The 19,032-nt window shown below is 48.0% G+C and carries 13 protein-coding genes; 10 read left to right on the forward strand and 3 right to left on the reverse strand.

Annotated elements, in window-relative coordinates:
• Positions 1-82 precede the first annotated feature (82 nt).
• Positions 83-1,369, forward strand: a complete 1,287-nt coding sequence (locus MHI12_RS04765) for an MFS transporter (RefSeq protein ID WP_405171695.1) — start codon at positions 83-85, stop codon at positions 1,367-1,369.
• A gap of 327 nt (positions 1,370-1,696) precedes the next feature.
• Here the strand turns inward: MHI12_RS04765 and MHI12_RS04770 are convergent, their stop codons facing one another.
• Positions 1,697-3,853 carry an alpha-amylase family glycosyl hydrolase gene (locus MHI12_RS04770; protein WP_405171696.1) on the reverse strand — a complete coding sequence of 719 codons (2,157 nt, stop codon included), beginning with the start codon at positions 3,851-3,853 and terminating at the stop codon, positions 1,697-1,699.
• A 447-nt stretch (positions 3,854-4,300) separates the two neighbouring features.
• On the opposite strand from MHI12_RS04770, the gene MHI12_RS04775 reads away from it, so the two are divergent.
• Genes MHI12_RS04775 through MHI12_RS04785 form a run of 3 tightly spaced genes read left to right on the forward strand, consistent with a single transcriptional unit; the run spans position 4,301 to position 8,468 of the window.
• Positions 4,301-5,680 (forward strand): alpha/beta hydrolase-fold protein, encoded by a 1,380-nt coding sequence (locus MHI12_RS04775; protein ID WP_405171697.1) that lies wholly within the window; start codon positions 4,301-4,303, stop codon positions 5,678-5,680.
• On the forward strand, positions 5,677-7,095 hold the full coding sequence (locus MHI12_RS04780; RefSeq protein ID WP_405171698.1) for a hypothetical protein: 1,419 nt from the start codon (positions 5,677-5,679) through the stop codon (positions 7,093-7,095). The genes MHI12_RS04775 and MHI12_RS04780 overlap by 4 nt, the downstream gene beginning before the upstream one ends.
• Entirely contained in the window at positions 7,089-8,468 is a 1,380-nt protein-coding gene (locus MHI12_RS04785) for an ANL family adenylate-forming protein (RefSeq protein ID WP_405171699.1), read from the forward strand. Before MHI12_RS04780 ends, MHI12_RS04785 begins: the two co-directional genes overlap by 7 nt.
• A 476-nt stretch (positions 8,469-8,944) precedes the next feature.
• On the opposite strand, the gene MHI12_RS04790 is transcribed toward MHI12_RS04785, so the two are convergent.
• Both MHI12_RS04790 and MHI12_RS04795 read right to left on the reverse strand, forming a co-directional pair.
• Positions 8,945-10,717 carry an alpha-glycosidase gene (locus tag MHI12_RS04790; protein WP_405171700.1) on the reverse strand — a complete coding sequence of 591 codons (1,773 nt, stop codon included), beginning with the start codon at positions 10,715-10,717 and terminating at the stop codon, positions 8,945-8,947.
• A gap of 222 nt (positions 10,718-10,939) precedes the next feature.
• The gene (locus MHI12_RS04795; protein WP_405171701.1) at positions 10,940-11,521 is read right to left on the reverse strand and encodes a hypothetical protein; all 582 of its coding nucleotides are present in this window, start codon (positions 11,519-11,521) and stop codon (positions 10,940-10,942) included.
• 425 nt (positions 11,522-11,946) lie between these two features.
• On the opposite strand from MHI12_RS04795, the gene MHI12_RS04800 reads away from it, so the two are divergent.
• From MHI12_RS04800 to MHI12_RS04825, 6 genes are all read left to right on the forward strand, one after another.
• Positions 11,947-12,960: an ABC transporter substrate-binding protein gene (locus MHI12_RS04800; RefSeq protein WP_405171702.1), complete on the forward strand. Its 1,014-nt coding sequence runs from the start codon at positions 11,947-11,949 to the stop codon at positions 12,958-12,960.
• 97 nt (positions 12,961-13,057) lie between these two features.
• Positions 13,058-14,071: a FecCD family ABC transporter permease gene (locus MHI12_RS04805; RefSeq protein WP_405171703.1), complete on the forward strand. Its 1,014-nt coding sequence runs from the start codon at positions 13,058-13,060 to the stop codon at positions 14,069-14,071.
• Positions 14,068-15,111, forward strand: a complete 1,044-nt coding sequence (locus tag MHI12_RS04810) for a FecCD family ABC transporter permease (RefSeq protein WP_405171704.1) — start codon at positions 14,068-14,070, stop codon at positions 15,109-15,111. Before MHI12_RS04805 ends, MHI12_RS04810 begins: the two co-directional genes overlap by 4 nt.
• 13 nt (positions 15,112-15,124) lie before the next feature.
• Positions 15,125-15,946, forward strand: a complete 822-nt coding sequence (locus tag MHI12_RS04815; RefSeq protein ID WP_340902349.1) for an ABC transporter ATP-binding protein — start codon at positions 15,125-15,127, stop codon at positions 15,944-15,946.
• Between the two features lie 538 nt (positions 15,947-16,484).
• The gene (locus tag MHI12_RS04820) at positions 16,485-17,507 is read left to right on the forward strand and encodes a hypothetical protein (protein ID WP_405171705.1); all 1,023 of its coding nucleotides are present in this window, start codon (positions 16,485-16,487) and stop codon (positions 17,505-17,507) included.
• A 166-nt stretch (positions 17,508-17,673) separates the two neighbouring features.
• Entirely contained in the window at positions 17,674-19,029 is a 1,356-nt protein-coding gene (locus tag MHI12_RS04825) for a diaminobutyrate--2-oxoglutarate transaminase (protein WP_405171706.1), read from the forward strand.
• The last annotated feature ends 3 nt before the right edge of the window (positions 19,030-19,032 follow it).

Raw genomic sequence — 19,032 nt, forward strand, 5'->3', positions numbered from 1 at the left:
TCATGTCTTTGTCGACTGGCACTGCTGCGGAAGTGCCTGGTTCTGTAGGGGCTCGAATCATGATTAGGGAGGAACGTGATGTATGGGCATGAACCCGTCCAGTGAGCCCGAGATTATCGGATACCAAGATGGACAAGCTGCATTGCATAATACTAAAGCTCCACCAACACTTTGGCGTAATGTTACCTTTCGAAGGATTCTGTACGGCTACGGCATCTCGGTCTTCGGGGATTGCTTCAATGGGATTGCGATCAGCTTGTGGGTGTTACAGACCACAGGGAGTGCAAAGAGCATGGCGGCCGTACAGATCTGCAATATGGCCGTCAGCTTTCTGTTTGGATCGGTGGCGGGTACGGTTGCAGACCGATTGGATCGCAGGAAGCTGATGCTAGTCTCGGATGTATTTCGGGGCGTAATGGCTGTACTGATTGCGATTAGCTTGTTCGGTTGGCATGCGCCGTTCCCAGTGGTGCTGCTGTTGCTCTCACTCTCCATGTTTTCAAGTCTTTTTCAGGCACCTGCATTCCACGCCTCTGTAGCAAGTATGGTAGGCAGGGAGCATATTCAACAAGCAACTGGAACCATTCATATGGTTGATAATCTTGCCCGGATCAGTGGACTAGCCGCTGCGGGAGTGGCTGTTGCTGCCTTTGGCGGATTTGTTGCCATATTAATTACGGGGGCAACCTTTCTGTTGTCCGCAGTCTGTGTGCTGATGGCAGGCCGCTTTCCTGAGGTACAGCGATCCGTTAGTCAGCAGACCACGTTTGCTCAGGAGTGGCGCAGTTCGTTTGGCTACATCTATCGGAATCCTTTGATCCGATCCATTGTATTGATCAATCCGGTGCTGATTTTGTTTTTCATGTCAGCCATGATGCTGGTTCAAGTGATGGCGGTCAAGGTGTGGGAGGCAAATCCGGTACAGTTTGGATTAATTGAGACCTGTATTCCGCTGGGATACATGATTGGCTCTGCGCTGCTGATTGCTTCGGGGAAACGATTGAAGCGAAGAGGGAGATGGGTGTTTATCGGTCTGATTGTGTTGGGGCCGATTTATATTTTTTTGGCGAATGTATCCTCACCAATTATGGCGTTGCCGTTCATCGTGGGTGGAGGTGCGATGTTCGCGTGCTGTACGATGCTCACCCAGATTATGCTGAGGACAGCCGTTCCAGACGAGCTGCAAGGAAGAGTCTATGGCGTAGTTGGAACAATCACCAGTACAGCGCCCATTCTGGGATTGATGGTTGTCTCCGTATTGGCAGATCAGTGGGGGGCAGCTTCTGTGCTGCAAGGCGTGGGCATATTACTGCTGGCGACAGGTATTCTGGCGACTACAACATTGAAGTCGATCCGAACCTATCAGTAGAAATGTGAGATATAGATCCAATCTATATTAGTTGAACTATAAACATTTACACGATAACGGAGCAGTCAGATGCAATCCGGAAAAGCGAAGCGTTCGCCTAAAAGATTTCTAAAAGAAAGCTACATTGGAAGCTTACGCTATCTCCAGATTTTCCCTGTATAGAAGGGAATTAAAACAACTGGGGGTAACAGCGATGGGAGATGGATCTGACCGTGTAGTGGTCAAGTGTAGAGTCATTTGTTCAATTTGTATAGCATAATCCAATAGCAAAACCCGGAGCATACGCAGCGTTAGCGTAACTCCGGGTTAGCTTGTGGACAGAATATTCTATTGCCAGTTTACATTTACAGTCGCAGTACCGCTGGTTGGTGTGGTGAACGTGTGGTTGGAACCACCTTCCCACGTAATGGTTGCACCATTTTTCTTGAAGAATTTGAACTCCAGTTGTTTCCCGGCTGGCACGCTCACATCATAGTACCAAGTTGGGTAGGCGTGGATGACCTGATTGAAAGCAGGGCCGATAGCTGTTGTGCCCGTACTCCAATTGCCCAGTTCTGCCACGTTACCTGTCAGATAGATGTTCTGACCCAGTGTGGTGGACGCATTATTAATGACAAATCGTACAGTGACCTGATCACCCGTAAGAATGGTAAAGTTGTTATACGCATTGCTGTTAACGCCGTTCGCAGCTACTTTCACAGCATAATTGCCTGCGGCTACCGCTGGGATCGTTACTTTGATCTGCGTATCTTCCCAGGATGTGATCGCAGCACCGGTAACGGCTGTTGTACCGAAGTATACGGTACCTTTGTTGGAGCCAAATCCACGTCCACTAATGGTAACGACATTACCCGGTTTGCCCATCACCGGACCTACATGCCCGATCGTTGGTGTAGTTTCGCTCGTTGTATATTGCCATACCGCTGTTGCTCCGGCTGCCAGTGTGAAGGAAGAGACGTTGCCATTGGTGGAAGTGATGTTATTACCGTTCAGTGCACCGCCCAGTACATCGGTGTAGTTGCCTGTTGGCAGTGAAGTGCTTAGATTCGAAATGCTTGCTGGTGTGGAGAGATTACGGTTCACCGCAACAATAGCTACACTTTTGCCAAATTTGCGCTCATAGACGTACACATCATTATTGATCCAGCGTTGCTGAGTGGAGCCATAGGCAATCGCCGGATTGGATTTGCGCAGAGGTGCGAGCTTGCTGATCACGTTGAAAGCAGTGGTTGTTTTGGAGAAGGAAGGCATTTTGGCCCGATTATCAGGGTCTCCGTTACCCGTCAGATACTGCTCGGTACCATAATAGATGGCAGGTACGCCGCGGGAAGTCAGCGTGAAGGCCAGCGCTTGTTCCAGACGACGGTTGTTCACGGCACTTGTTTTGAACCGATCCATATCATGGTTGTCGATGAACGTGACTTGGTCATTCACCTGATTGTAATCTGCCGCTGTGCCTGTAATCATCGAATCCAGAGCATACATGTTGGATGTGTTATCCCGGAAGACGTCACGTACGGCAGAGTTAAAGCGGAAATCAAGCAGGCTCATCCCGGATTCGTTGGCAAATTCCGTGTTATCCGCATCAGATGCAGCAGATCCCAGGAACCATTCACCGAAAGTGAATACAGGTTTATGTGCATAGATGGAGGACATCCAGCTCTTTTGCCAGCCGAGAGGCATATGTTTCACCGCATCAACACGAATACCATCCACGCCCATATCGAGCCATAGCTTGATTGCATCTTTAAAATATTGATCAATGGTACTGTTATTGTGATTCAGGTCAGCGAGGTCATAGAGGTTTTTGTAGATACCATTCTCCAGGGAGGAAAAATCGGAGCCGCCGTTGTGATGGAAGTAACCATTCGTATCATTCGTGTATCCGCCAACAAGATTCCCGTTATCGTATAACTTGCCATTCTCTGCAAAGGAGGTATCGGTCTCCATGGCAGGAGATGTGTGGTTCGGTGCAAAGTCAATTACGATCTTGATACCTTTGGCATGAGCGGTTGTAATCAGATTTTGAAAATCAGCCATCGTTCCGAAATAAGGATTGGTCTTCTTGAAATCACGTGCCCAGTAGCCATGATACGCTGTGTTGATTACGCCGCCGTAGTTGATCGTGGCAAAGATATTTTCGACCGGTTGGGAGATCCACAATGCCGTAACGCCCAGATCGCTAAAATAGTTATCGTTGATTTTGTTGATCAAACCCTGCCAGTCGCCTCCGCAATACAACTTCAGATTACTACAAGTGGCATCGTAGGCAGCTCCGGTAGGATTGTTGGAAGGATTGCCGTCCAGGAAGCGGTCCGTAAAGATCTGATAGATGACGTCTGTACTAAAGTTCTGCTTGTTGGTAACCGCGGTATCCGCATCGGCATAGATCGCTGAAGCAGGCAGATAGGGAAGTGCGCCCCCTGCAAGTAAACTGAGTGTCAGTGTTGTGCTGAGGAGTACACGTTTGGCCATTTGAAACATAGTAATCCACCCTTCTCGTGAATGTAGTAGTTTAGATAAACAACCAACCCGGCTCTTGAATAATAGCGCTTTCAATACAGCGAAGTGTTACGCAGTGGATTGAAGACTTCCCTCCTTTTGACACGCCAAAAACCCCGGCATCTCCTTCGGGAGTTACCGGGGTTGTCCTAAACCGCTCAGGTTTAAAAGCATGGCCCTCGAGTTATGATCACAACGTTATCGTAAGAAATATTGGATCTTATGTCAATAACTTTTTTGGGAGCATTTATTTTCTATTTTTATGTTTACAAAAGCACGTCCGGGGATTTAAACTATTCGCAGATTCACAATATAAGGGCTATGTATCCCGGAACACTTACGTGTGTTCTGGGACAACCCCGTCTCTTCTGAGGCGGGGTTATTTGTATTATGCAGTCGAATTAGGAGAAGAGAGGCGGTTGATGATCGTTGAGTACCCATTCTGTCATCGAATGTTTGGAAGGCATTCAGGCGTCGCGGCTGGGCAATATCCGCAACATTTATGTGTACCTCCCGCCCGGTTACCATGAGCAGACAGCTCGGCATTATCCGGTTCTGTACGTTCATGCGGGGCAGCGGGCTTTTGGTCCATCCGGGCCAGGCAATGAAACATGGAATATGGACCAGACAGCAGACGGTCTTATTTCCTCCGGGCAGATTGAATTACTGATTATTGTCGCAATTACGCATGTCCGCCCAGTCACGCACAACGAATTCTACCACTTCATTGCACCTGAGAGAGAGGCCGTGAGTGTGGGTTGCTCAGGCATTGCCTATGAGCATTTCATCATTCATGAACTCAAACCGCTCATTGATCATCGTTACCGGACGTTGCCGGACAATCAGAATACCGGGCTGTTAGGTTCATCTGCCGCGGCGCTTTGTACATTGCACATGGGGATGCGAAATCCGGATGTTTTCGGAAAACTGATCATGATGTCGCCATTCTATGTGGATGTGCAGCTGGACGAAACATCGAAGAGCGGACTGTTGGAAGAAAACATGTATCGCTTGCCAGAAGAGGTACCCGACGTTCGAATGTGGATGGATATTGGAGATATGGAAGGATTGTTTCTGCCTTCTCAGGTCAGAAGGGTAGCTCATCAATTACTTGAACGCGGAGTAGGATCGTGTGAGGAATTGGCATTTCTGGAACAGCAGGGTACCTGCCATCAGGAAGGTGACTGGGGAGCACGCGTTCACCTCCCGTTACTGTACATGTTCGGCCACGTGGGTAAGCCCTCCTCGCTCGAACTGCTTGGAAGGGATGTCATCGGACTAGAGGGTGGAATGACCGTGTGTATCAATGCACAAATGCACTACGAGAGTGGGTTGGTTCAGAGTCTGCTGCATGGGAATTATACTTCGAGTGACCCGAATGTGCTTCAGGTTCATGCGAGTGGAGAGTTGGTTCCTGTCGGTATTGGAAGTGCATCCATCACGCTGACTGTGGGGGAACTGTCTGCTACACGCATCTATACCGTCGTTCCTGAATTGTCAACTCACGTAGAGGTCTGCATTCGTGCAGAGGTAGCTCCCGACGAAGACTCGGAGGAAACGATATATGGTGGGATGGGTATGAAGCTTGTCCGTTCTGGTAAAGGTCGATATGAAGGTAGTTACCGAGTCCCGCGTGATAGTGGGTTCTCCTTCCGGTTTACACGTGGTTTCCGCCGTTTCGAGACCGATGTGGATGGCAAACCTATTGCCAATCGGGTATTTCGAGCGACAGATGATATGTCTGTGCATTACCTAATCCAATCCTGGGGCAGTACGTCAGCCAAAACGGGAACAGGAGGCCCAAAATGATCATTCCTTCATTCGCTCCAGTGCTGGACATTCCTTATTATTATCCCTGCAATTTTCCTCTGATTCATGAAGTGCTCCATCGACAAGGATCCATCACAAGTCTTGCACTGCTGGCGGCAAGTCGGTTGTACAGCCTTCCTTCGTGCGGGGATAACGGACTGGTGAAGCCTTATTTTAACAAACTGGATTATGTAGAGCCGATCTGGGAGATGTATGGTCAGCGACAGCTGGACAGCTTCGAGGAAGGCAAGACGCAGATCCGGCAGTATATTGGCGAAGGTGGGCTTTTTTTGGCTACAGGAACCAGTTATCACCTGCCTTACTGTGAGGATTATCAGAATCCCGAGTACATTCGCAAACATGTGAAGCAGGGCTCCCGACTACATCTGGTAGACCATTGGATTGCTGTATATGGTTTGGAAGATGAGCATGTTCATGTCTACGATCCCGTGCCCTCCAAGTATAAGGGGAAGGTTGCTCAAGAAGCCTTTCATGATTTCTGGAAAGGGAACCAAAGCATACCTGAGCTTGCGCAGGCCAAACGCAAAGAAGAACTCCGAACGTATGGCACCATGGACATTCGGGCGACTGTAAAGCTGGATTCTGTCGGTTACCGCGACATGTTGACCCAGGCGTTAACAACGCAGATTGAAGAATTTCTGACAGGCCGGACGATTACGCAAGGAGAACGTAATTATCATTTTGGACATGCGGTATCGCTGCAACTGTTACATGCACTGCATGAGGCGAATGAAGGGGATCCTGCCAATGAAATGCTGATATCAGGTCTGCTGTTTGATATGCGATGGAGCCGATATTTTCTTCGAGATCTTCTTCAGGAATCTGCCTTATGGCTCGGTTCTCCACTTGATCAATATGCGAGAGAATTCAGCGACATCATTGCACGGTGGGAGAAGGCATACAATATGCTGCAGGTCAGCCGGATGAAGCAGCGTGAGCACTGGAGAGTGCAGCTAACAGGTGTCATTAAAATGTTGGTCACCGATGAATGGCAATGTTATGAGTCACTTCGACAGTCCATACCTCAGGCAGATTGCTTCCCACGTCAGGCCGTGTTGATGATTGGACAAGAACACAGGGAGGATTTGCTCCGTATCGTATTGGATAGTTGTCGGGAGTTAAACGCGTACCATAATACAACGATTCCACTTTGTGAGGGTGGTAACGCTCCACTGTACGGACGAAGTGGGCAACTGGATTCGCTGGAACTCGTGTCATTGCTTGCAGTGGTAGAGCAGGGAATTGAAGATCGATGGGGAACAGGAATGGGCGCCGCTCTGGCGGAGATGGCTGCTGCTTCCATGCCGGAAAGCCCTTATCAGACCGTAGGTTCACTAGTCGATTATCTCGCACAGCAATGGGCGCCTGCCCGTGAGGAGGATGCACAGTGGTAATCCAATTCTTGCTTGAACGATTCGCGGAGCAGGGACAGCGTCCTGCGCTGATCTGGAAGGATCAGGAGTACAGCTATCGGTGGCTGCTGGAACAGGTTGGCATCATGAGTAAGTGGAATACAGCAGAAGGGCTGGCTGGGCAACTTGTAACGCTGGAGGAAGATTATTCCCCCTATGCAGCGGCAGCATTGATTGCTTTGCTCGGACAAGGGTGTATCGTGCTCCCCATGGATCGGAACCTGGTTGAAGCCAAACGAGAGGAATATATCCAGCTGGCACAGGTGAAATGGCGTTTGGGCGTTGAAGAAGGCAAGTTGTGCATTCGGCAAACGTGTGAATCTTCTGGAGAGGTTCCCGTGTTGTTATCCTCGCTGGCACAGGAGGGAGTAGGCGGACTTGTACTCTTTTCATCCGGATCAACCGGAGTGAGTAAAGCGACTGTGCATCGTGCAGATCGGCTGTTACATCGTTTTCGGCGGCAGGTTCGGCCTTTGCGAACGATTCCATTTATGATGTTTGATCATATCGGCGGTGTGAATACTATGCTGCAATCTCTGTCCAGTGGGGGCTGTCTCTGTATCATTGCGGATCGATCTCCCGAAGAAGTGTGCCGAACGATTGAGAAGTTTCGTGTACAGGCTCTTCCGGTCTCTCCAACATTCATGAATCTGTTGCTGCTGGGCAGAAATGATGAAGGGTATGACCTGTCCAGTCTTGAGGTTGTATCATACGGATCGGAAGTGATGCCTGAATCCGTACTGGCAGCCTGGAACAGGAAATTTCCACAGATCAGGACGATACAAGCCTATGGCATGTCTGAACTTGGTATTCTGCCAACCCGCTCCAAAGAGCCAGGTTCTCTGCTGTTCTCCATTCAAGATGAAGAGGTCAAGTATCGGGTGGTGGAAGGAGAATTGCAGATTCATACGGCAACCGCGATGATCGGATATTTGAATGCACCATCACCCTTTACAGAGGATGGGTGGCTGCGAACTGGCGATGAGGCTGTGCTGGAGCAGGGTTACATTCGTATTCTGGGCCGCCGTTCCGAGATCATTAACGTAGGCGGACGGAAAGTGTATCCTGCCGAGGTTGAGGGTGTTCTGGAAGAGATGGAATGTATTGAAGCGGCCGTAGTTTCGGGAGAACAGAGTGGTATCACTGGTCAGAGGGTGAAGGTGACTATCCGGCTGGCTACAGAATGTACTCTCACCGATCTGCGGCGATCCATCTGGGAATATTGTCAGGACAAGCTGCCTTCGTACAAGATTCCACAGAAAATCGTAATTACACAGGGAGCGCTCGTAAGTTCAAGAATGAAGAAAATACGAAAACCGATGACTTCGACAACCTTCGCCTCGGCTGGGAAATAGGTCGGTACCCCGAATGACTATCAGGCGGTAGAGTAGAGTAGTGAACCTTAACCTATCTGGAAACACAAAAGGGAACAGAAAAGGTGCTACCTCGAAGAGTTTCACCTTGCTTGAATCGCTATCGCTAACGAACCTCAAACATCTTATTGAGGGGATAATCAAGAAAAGTAAAACCTAACGAATCTCAGCAACGTTATTCCGTCGAAAACACGGCTTCTGCTTGCGAAAATCGACTCATTAAACGAAATAACGTCTCTCTGATTCGTTAGGCATTTAGACCGCGTATAATGAAGCGAATAAGGTGTGCTGGGTTCGTTAGAATATGACGTATAAGATACAGAAGAGGCTGTCCTTGGTCTAATGTGCTACCCATAAAGTAGACAGGTAAAATAATAAAAACCTGTTACTGTATGGGTAGCATATCACCTAGGGGACAGCCTCTTTGAAGTTATTTTCCCTTGTTAGCTGTATTTATCTCAGGCCTCCGCTGGTTGTTTCACCTCAAGTTGCATCAGGGAGAATCCGTATGCTTCCAGATCAAGGGTCAGTTTATTTTGCCGAGCCTCCACGGTGTTGGATGTGAACAGGTTTCGCCAGACGTTACGATCTCCCAAAGGGAGTTCAAGGGTGCATGGTTCATCACCAGCATTAAGAACAAGCAGCATACGCTCACCCGTATGCGAATCCAATCGTTCGATGGCAAGACAAGGGTCTCCGGCTTTTGCATATACAATCTTCAGTTCCGTGCTGCGCAGGGCAGGGTGCTGTTTGCGAAGGGAAATCGTATGGGTGAAGAATTCCAGAAGATCGCGATTCTGTTTGGTCTCATCCCATTCCATACACTTGCGGCAACCCGGATCATATCCCCCATCAAGACCGACTTCGTCTCCATAATAGATACATGGAACACCTGGATACGTAAGCAGCAACGTAACGGCAAGTTTCATCTTGCGCTCGTCTCCATCACACAAGGTCAGCAGTCTGGGTGTATCATGACTTCCGAGCAGATTGAAGGACGCTTCGGTGACGGGCTGTGAATAGGCTGCGAGCAGTTTTCCGATCTCATTGGCAAATGCGAGTCCGTCGAGCTTACCGTGCACCGTATAGTCCAATACCGAGTTGGTAAACGGATAATTCATCACGGCATCGAACTGGTCTCCCTGAAGCCACATGAGCGAATCATGCCAGATCTCGCCGAGCAGATAGGCGTCAGGCTTAATGGCTTTTACCGTCTGACGGAATTCGCGCCAGAACTGATGATCCACCTCATTCGCCACATCGAGCCGCCATCCGTCAATGTCCATCTCCTCAATCCAGTAACGTCCTACCTCTAATAGGTATGCCTTCACTTCAGGGTGTTCCGTATTCAGCTTCGGCATAAGCGGTTCAAAGGCAAAAGTGTCATAAGTCGGTATGCCATCCTCCACACGTGGCGGCCAGTCTTTGATATAGAACCAGTCTGCGTAGGGGGAAGAGGCTCCATTCTTCATGACATCGACAAAAGGAGGGAACTCTCTGCCGGAATGGTTGAACACCGCATCCAGAACGACACGTATGCCGCGCTGATGACAGGCATCCACGAAGGCCTTGAACTGTTCATTGGTACCAAAGTGAGGATCAACCTTCATGTAATCACCTGTATTGTATTTGTGGTTCGTCGTGGCCTCGAACAGCGGACAAAAGTAGATGGCATTGATGCCGAGCTGACTTATATGATCCAGATGATCCAGCACACCTTGGAGATCGCCGCCGAAGAAGTTCACCGGTGTAGGTTCTCCTCCCCAGGGTTCCGCATTTTTGGGACTGAGGGATGGATCACCATTGGCATAACGTTCAGGGAAAATTTGATAAAACACAGCGTCCTTAACCCAGGCAGGCGGTTCAAAAATGTCGACTGGATTCATAAATGGAAAATCAAAGAATTCGAGTGGATGGTCAGGCAGCGCCTGCTCGAATCCACGCTCCGTCATCCAGACCGATTCCTCTCCCTGAATCAGTTGGAAACCATACCGTAATCGGCGATAGGGAGGTGAAGTCTCAGCTTCCCAATAATCGAACATTTCATCCCGGGCAAAGATGTGCATAGGGATGTGTGTGATGGTCCGATCCCAAGCATATTTGTCTCCCGTAATGGCAATCACCGCATCCAGATCCCCACGTTTGGACCGAAGTCGCAGGTGCATGGTCGAGCGGTCATAAGCATAAGACCAATTGAGTTTGGGGCGATGATAAACGGCTTCAAGAATCATGTAAATCACTCCTCGTCAGATGATGAAATTCAGATAAAAGCGGCCATTAAACGCAAAAAAGGCACAACCTCAATTGTTCACGAGGTTGTACCTTTCGGCAGCATAGCCTTTTGATTATAGTGCTATTATACGAACTAACTCAGCAAAAGAAAACACTTTTTTTCCTTAAATTTCAAATTGTTTTATTCGAAATGTAGGACGCATATCTGCAATTACTGTTTTTTATAAATCAAATCCAAGTTTATTGGCGTATGCAGAGAATTCTTTGTGAAATTTCTCGATATTTTTCTTGCCGGCAGCAATTTTGGCATTGGCTTGTTTCAGGACAGCGCTGTTTACCGTTGTTTTGGAGACAGATTTTTTAGCGAGTTGAAATCCTTCCAGCTGTGTATAGCTACCTTTGATCAAGTTGGCATGAATTTTTTGCAATTCCGCATCTTGCGGTTTGATCATCTTCAGCTTGGATACATATTTGGTGTAGTTAGGAATCGCTGTATTGGTCAGTTTCAGGAAAACGGACTTGCGATTGGATGATGTAATGTAAAATCCACCTCCCAAAGCATTGAAGGCTCTCTCCTCATATACCGATGCCATATCCAACTGATCAAGGTAGTTGAGGAAATCTTCTTCTTCGACTGTAGGGATCGGTTCTTGTTCTGACGTGTCAATTTCTTCATAGTATTCGTCTTCCGAATATGTAGTGGCTGAGTCATCCGCAGCAGCGGCATAGGACCCTACAGGTGCGAACACCCCGCCGAGCAAAACAAAACTCATAATGATTGATAGTACCCATGATTTCTTCACGTGTTAATTTCCCCTATCTATAGATGTGATTTTATTCCAATGGATAATCTAACATAGTGCGACAAGAAATTACAGGAATTGTTTTACAGTAAATTCATCAGTCAAACGCATATAAATGAATAATGATTCACCAGCAAAAAGGACATGTATTAGATGAAGCTAGAAGTTAGAAGAGAAATGTACATGTTAAGTTACAGAGAAAAAATTTACATATATGGTTTGTGTGGAGGCGTATTGTATCGATATATATTGTATTGGTTTAGTTAATATATCTTTATTTAATGTTGTTTTGTGAAGTTACAGAGTTCGACAGGGAGTGAGAAGTTTTTCCAAATAAAATGCTTGTATAATGATTTCATCTCCATTACAATACAATTGATAATGAGATTCAATATCATTTAGATAAAAAAGGGGAGACGGATTTCATGTATAAAGTAAAGAAAAAGCTATACATTTATGCAGCACTTATTCTGATGATTTCACTACTTGCTGGTTGTGCTTCGGGTGGAAGTGCCGAGACAACAAATACGTCCAGCCAAGCTGCAAGCAGCAATGAGAGCAATAATGAAAGTGATACAACTGCAAGTGCGACTGAAGACCAGTCCAGAGTGATCAAACATGCCATGGGCGAAACCACAATCAAGGGAACCCCGCAAAAGATCGTGACACTGTTCCAGGGTGCGAATGATGTCGTTGTTGCACTTGGCGTTAAACCGACAGGCGTGGTGGAATCCTGGGTTCAGCAGCCAGTCTATGAATATCTGAGAGCAGATCTGGACGGAGTTCCACAAGTAGGACAGGAATCGCAGCCCAATCTGGAAGAGATCAACAAGTTGAAACCCGACTTGATTATTGCTACGAAGATCAGACATGAAGAGATCTATGAGCAACTGTCGCAGATCGCACCAACGGTAGTGACGGAGACGCTGTTTGACTGGAAAGAAACGGTGAAAACTGTTGGAGAAGCGATGAATAGGGTTGAGCAATCGGATAAATTGTTGTCTGATTGGGATGGCCGTGTAGCTGATTTTAAAGAAAAAATGGGGGATCGTCTGCCAATTGAAGCAACCATCACGAACTTTAGAGCCGATCAGGTTCGTATTTTCTACATGGGATATGCAGGTAAAATTCTGAATGAACTTGGGTTCACCAGACCTGCCGGACATGACGCAGACACATGGGGAGTTGAATTGACTTCCAAAGAAAACATTCCAGATATGAATGCAGACATGATCTTCAACTTCAATTCAGGCACAGAAACAGATGCCATTCAGAAAAATTATGATGATTGGACCAGCAGTCCACTGTGGAAAAACCTTGATGCAGTCAAGAACAACCAACTGGTTCAGGTCGATGAAGTGGCCTGGAACATGGCAGGTGGATACACATCGGCCAACATGATGCTGGACGATCTATATAAGCAGTTCAACCTGAACTAACTAACAGGAGCAGGACCTGCCATGCACCAGAACATTCGTTAACGAAGTGTATGGGCAGGCAGGTCTTTTATCATTTTACAGATGAAAGAGTGAGAGTATGTTTCCCCTTTTTACAAAGGCAAGCGCCAAGATCTATGGACTGGTTGGTTTATTCATATTACTTCTACTTGCTTGCCTAGCCAGTATGATTCTGGGACGTACGCATATCACGTTTCAGATGGCATGGGAAGCACTGCAATTCTATGACGAGAGTTCTGTGGAACATGTGGTTCTGCTGACGGAACGGTTACCACGTACAGTTATTGCTGCTGTTGTAGGAGCAAGTTTGGCCGTGGCGGGTGGGCTGATGCAGGCATTGACACGTAACCCGCTGGCATCACCGAGTGTGTTCGGGATCAATTCTGGTGCGATCTTTTTTATTGTTATTGCCATTGTTGTATTGTCCGTGTCTTCGCTCACCACCATGATGTGGTTTGGTTTTGCAGGGGCTGCTGTAGCCGCGGCAATTGTATATGGGCTAGGTTCCCTCGGTCGTGATGGCCTGACACCGATCAAAATTGTACTGGCAGGTACGGCAATCTCCGCGTTATTTGCCTCGTTCACACAGGCCATTTTGGTGCTCGATGGAACCGGATTGCAGGATGTACTGTTTTGGCTTGCCGGTTCAGTAAGTGGTCGGACATTGGAAATGTTATATCCTGTTCTCCCTTACATGACAGCCGCAGCTATTGTCTCTTTGTTCATGGGCAGAGCCATCAATCTGCTCTTGACGGGTGATGATATCGCCAAAGGCATGGGACAGAATGTACTTCTAGTCAAGGTGCTCATGGGTATTGTTACCGTATTGCTCGCGGGTGGTTCTGTTGCCGTAGCTGGTTCGATCGGTTTGGTTGGTCTGGTTGTCCCGCATATCATGCGTGCACTGGTAGGAAATGATTACCGCTGGCTCGTTCCTTACTCTATTGTAGGGGGAGCGATTCTGCTGCTGTCCGCGGATGTTGTTGCAAGGTTGGTGATCATGCCGCAGGAAGTTCCACTCGGTGTCATGACTGCACTGATTGGCGGACCCTTCTTCGTGTACATTGCCCGTAAGGGGGTGACGAAGATATGAGGAAGCTGTTGACTTTCCGCAACAAAAAAGACACCGTTTCAGTGCAAATGGAACGAAAATCATTGGTTGTCATCGGAATATGTATCCTCCTTTTTCTCGTGGCAGGGGTTGTCGGTACCAGTGTGGGCAGTGACTTTATTTCTCCGCTGGATGTGCTTCGAACGATATTTGGTCTGAATGCAGGAGAGCATGACTTCGTCGTGCTGACCTTAAGACTGCCACGGGTGTTATTATCTCTGCTCGTAGGAGCAGCCCTCGGTATGTCAGGCGCACTTCTGCAAGGCATTATCCGTAATCCGCTGGCCTCACCGGATGTCATCGGCATCACCGGCGGCGCGGCCGTTGCAGCTGTAGGTTTTGTTACGCTGTTAGGTGGAGCGGTAAGTATCAAGTTGTTGCCATTGTTCGCCATCGCTGGCGCAATTGTGACGGCTTTGATCATCTATGTGCTTGCCTGGAAAAAGGGAGTCAGTCCGATCCGTCTGGTGCTGATCGGGATTGGAGTGTCAGCCATTACCGGAGCTGGAACGACCTTTATGCTGATCCTGAGTCCATTCTACACGGCAGGTCAAGCCTATATCTGGCTGACAGGAAGTATATACGGAGCATCGTGGACCGATGTCCGAACGATTTTACCGGTTATCGTAATTGTTGTACCGCTGGCGATCTGGTTCGCCCGCAGCCTGAATGCACAGGAGTTCGGGGATGATCTGGCCACAGGGCTGGGTGTAACTGTACAGCGGCATCGTGCAGCGTTGTTATTATGCAGTGTACTGCTGGCGGGAATCGCCGTTGCGGTTGCCGGAACCATTGGTTTTGTTGGTCTGATCGCTCCACATATTGCCCGGAAACTGGTCGGCCGGATGTTTGGCAGTATGTTGATTGTGTCTGGACTGGTTGGTGCTCTGCTTGTATTTGCGGCAGATCTGATTGCCCGCACTGCCTTTCTACCGCTGGATGTACCCGCAGGGGTATTCACCGCAAGCGTAGGCGCACCATTTTTCCTGTATCTATTGTTCAAGAATAGAAATCAGTTTTGAGGAGGAGAGAGCTGTGAGTATTCTGGAAGCCAAGGAGCTTACGATCTCCTATGGAGCAGATCCCATTATTGAAAATTTGAACCTGATCATTCCCAAGGGACAGATTACCGTCCTGATTGGCAGCAACGGATGTGGTAAATCTACACTGTTGCGTACGATGGCTCGGTTGCTGAAATCCAGCTCCGGTTCGGTGCTGCTGGATGGCGAAGAGATTGCAAAGCTGCCGACCAAGGAAATTTCAAGACGCATGTCCATCCTGCCACAGGGCCCGACCGCTCCGGAAGGCTTGACGGTGAACCAACTGGTTAAGCAAGGACGTTATCCACATCAAACATGGCTGAAGCAATGGTCACGAGAGGATGAGCGTATGGTCAAGCTGGCACTGGAGTCCACACATCTGACAGAACTCGCGGATCGACCTGTGGATGCATTGTCTGGTGGACAGCGTCAGCGTGCCTGGATTGCGATGACACTTGCGCAGGGTACTGAAACGCTACTATTGGATGAACCTACTACCTATCTGGATATGACACATCAGATTGATATCCTCGATCTGTTGTTTGAGTTGAACGAACGGGAAGGACGCACGATTGTTATGGTACTTCATGATCTGAATCTGGCATGTCGTTATGCGCATCACATTGTGGCTGTTCACAACAAGTCCATCTACGCGGAAGGTAAACCGGAGGATATCGTCACACAGGAGATGGTCCGTAAGGTTTTCCAGATGGAATGTGAGATTGCGGTCGATCCACTGTTCGGCACACCAACTTGCATCCCACATGGAAGAGGGAGGAAGCTGAATGGAGAACAGCGTTATACACAACTGGCTTGAGGATCAAAAAGTCCGTTTTTGATTCGTTCAATAGTTAATCAAAACTCCACATCGACTCCATTGTATGATCATGCAGATGACAAATTAGGCAAGCCATTGGTAAAACCATGTCCCAGGCTTGCCCGGTTTGTTGTGCCTATTATTCGATAAAAGCATACCTGCATCGACTCAAACCCACACTAATTTCAATCTTATTTTTCCTTAAAAGTTTATTATTGACAATACAGCTCGAATTGCCATAAAATAGATTTTATATGATATTGATAATCATTATCAATATGTGATTACAAAAAAATTGATGAAGTATGAGCTATATAAGTTTAATTCAAATTTCACACGTTAACGGAGGGGGCAGAACAGATCTGAAGAAGCGTAGCGTGCGCCTTTATCACCGGATTTCCCCTTTGTAAAGGGGTTCAAAAAAATCCGGGGATAACAGCGATCGGAAGATGGTTCTGACCGCGCAGTGATTTCGTGTGAAAACTCTATTTAACTTATATAGGAGCGAGTACCTTCATTCAATCGGGGAGGATTTTCAGTGTTTCCGAAAGGGATTCATAATCTGCAAAACCGACTCATTATAAGCAAAGCGAGAGAAATGGGCATCACCTGTGAGCCACTTCTTGAGGGATGCGAAGATTTTCTGAAGCTGTCTGTAGGGGACAAAGAGATCATCATTAACAAAACCAGATCTCATCGTCTGCCGTTAATCGCTGGACTGCTCGCGAAGAACAAGCAGGCATGTAATATGTTGTTGCATGAACAGGGCATGCCTGTACCGTCATTTATCGTGATTCCAGAGATGGGAAGCGAAGCAGTAGCTTTTCTAAATAGATACGGCTCTATTGTAGTGAAACCACTGGATGCGAGCAGCAGTATGGGCGTGACGCTGGATGTGCGTACTGAAGAAGAACTGGAGACAGCCATTCAGCTTGCGAGTGTCCACGGCAGCAGCATTATGTTACAGCAATATGTGACCGGGATTGATTACAGAGTGCTGATCATCAACGGAGAAGTGGCGGCTGTGAACCAGTATCGGCCTGTCTATGTCGAGGGAGACGGAACTTCAACCGTTCGGGCGTTAATTGAGCAGTTGAATCAGGAACGAATCGAGATGACGCACATTGGGGAGTATGAAGCGTTTCCCCAGGTTAATGCAGAAACGGAACGACTGCTGGAGGTATTACATGCACAAGGGACAACACTGGATGAAGTTCCTGCCGCGGGAAAAGAAATCGAGTTATACAATCTCCGCAATTCTGCCGCCGGAAAAATCAGTGAATTCTACAAGGATTGTACCGAAATCATTCATCCCGAAAATGCCCGGATGATCATTCAGGCGGCAAAGACTCTTCAGATCGATGTAGCAGGAGTCGATGTTCGTTGTCGTGATATCCGCACCCCCATCTCCAGAGATCAGGGAGGCATCCTGGAAGTGAACGCCTTGCCAGATCTGACACACCACGTCTTTCCCCATGGTGGAACAACTCGTGATGTGGTTCGGTTATACCTGGAATACCTGTGTCAGGAGCAACTTGAATATAAGATATATAGCTTATAACAACGCATAGATGACAATATATGACGGATGACAGATAACGGATACCATCATTTAATTCGGACCTCACCATGATTTTGAACCAATACCAGGTCATATGCAAAATGTAGAACAAGAATCACAGGCAGCAGGTTCAGCCTGAATCGATTATAAGGAGCGTTAGAGGGCTATGTCAGTAGAGATGCAGACGGAATATCTGAAGATGCAAAATGAGAAGGAATCCAATGCAAGATCGTACCCGAGACATTTCCCGCTTGTCATTAACAAGGCCCATGGGGTGAAGATTATCGATACGGAAGGCCGCGTATTCTACGACTGCCTGGCTGGGGCAGGAACATTGGCGCTGGGGCATAACCATGACACGGTGGTCAACGCCATTCGCGATGTCCTGGATCAGCAGATTCCGCTTCATACACTGGATCTGGCAACACCGCTGAAGCTTTCATATATGCAAGAACTATTCTCCATTCTTCCGGCAGAGATGCGAGATAAAGCCAAAATCCAGTTCTGTGGTCCAACCGGAGCGGATGCCGTAGAAGCAGCCATTAAGCTGGTCAAAAGTGCCACAGGTGGCAAGTCCATTCTTGCCTTTCAGGGAGGTTATCACGGTTCAACCCAAGCGACGATGTCGATGAGTGGCAACCTGAGCAAGAAACAACATCTGCAAAGCCTGCTGCCCGATGTTCATTTCCTGCCATTTCCTTATGAATACCGCTGCCCATTTGGTGTTGGGGAAGGCATGACGGCCCGGTTAAGCGCACAGTATATCGAGAACCTGCTCGATGATTGCGAGAGCGGTATTGCCGCACCGTGCGGGGTCATTGTGGAGACGGTGCAGGGCGAAGGCGGGGCGATTCCGGCAGACATTGAATGGTTGAGGGAGCTGCGCCGAATCACAGCAGAGCGAAGCATTCCGCTTATTATCGACGAAGTGCAGACAGGCATTGGACGGACAGGGCGAATGTTTTCGTTTGAACATGCCGGGATTGTACCTGATGTAATTGTCTGCTCCAAAGCAGTTGGCGGAAGTCTGCCCATGTCTGTTGTCATCTACAAAGAAGAGCTGGACAAATGGCAGCCTGGTGCACATACAGGCACGTTCCGTGGCAATCAGCTGGCCATGGCAGCGGGACTTGCTACACTTCGTTATATTCGGGAACATGATGTTTTACACAACGTACATCTGCGCAGTGAGCAGTTCATGAATCAACTGAATGCAATGAAAGAGCGGTATGCAGAGATTGGTGACGTGCGAGGCAGAGGACTGATGATCGGCGTTGAAGTGGTGGATCCAACAGGACGGAAGGATCGTCTGGGACATTATCTGCCTAATGGTATGCTGGCTGAGTCTATTCAGCGTGAATGTTTCAAGAATGGATTAATTGTAGAACTGGGCGGGCGTCATTCAGCGGTTGTTCGTTTTCTGCCGCCGCTGAATATTACGGAGCAAGAATCGAGTGCAATCCTTGCGATCTTTGAGAAATCGTTAGCTGAAGCGATTGCCTTAGCAACGGCTGCATGTTGAAGC

The organism is Paenibacillus sp. FSL H8-0280, assembly GCF_045040665.1.
Classification (GTDB): domain Bacteria; phylum Bacillota; class Bacilli; order Paenibacillales; family Paenibacillaceae; genus Paenibacillus; species Paenibacillus xylanexedens_A.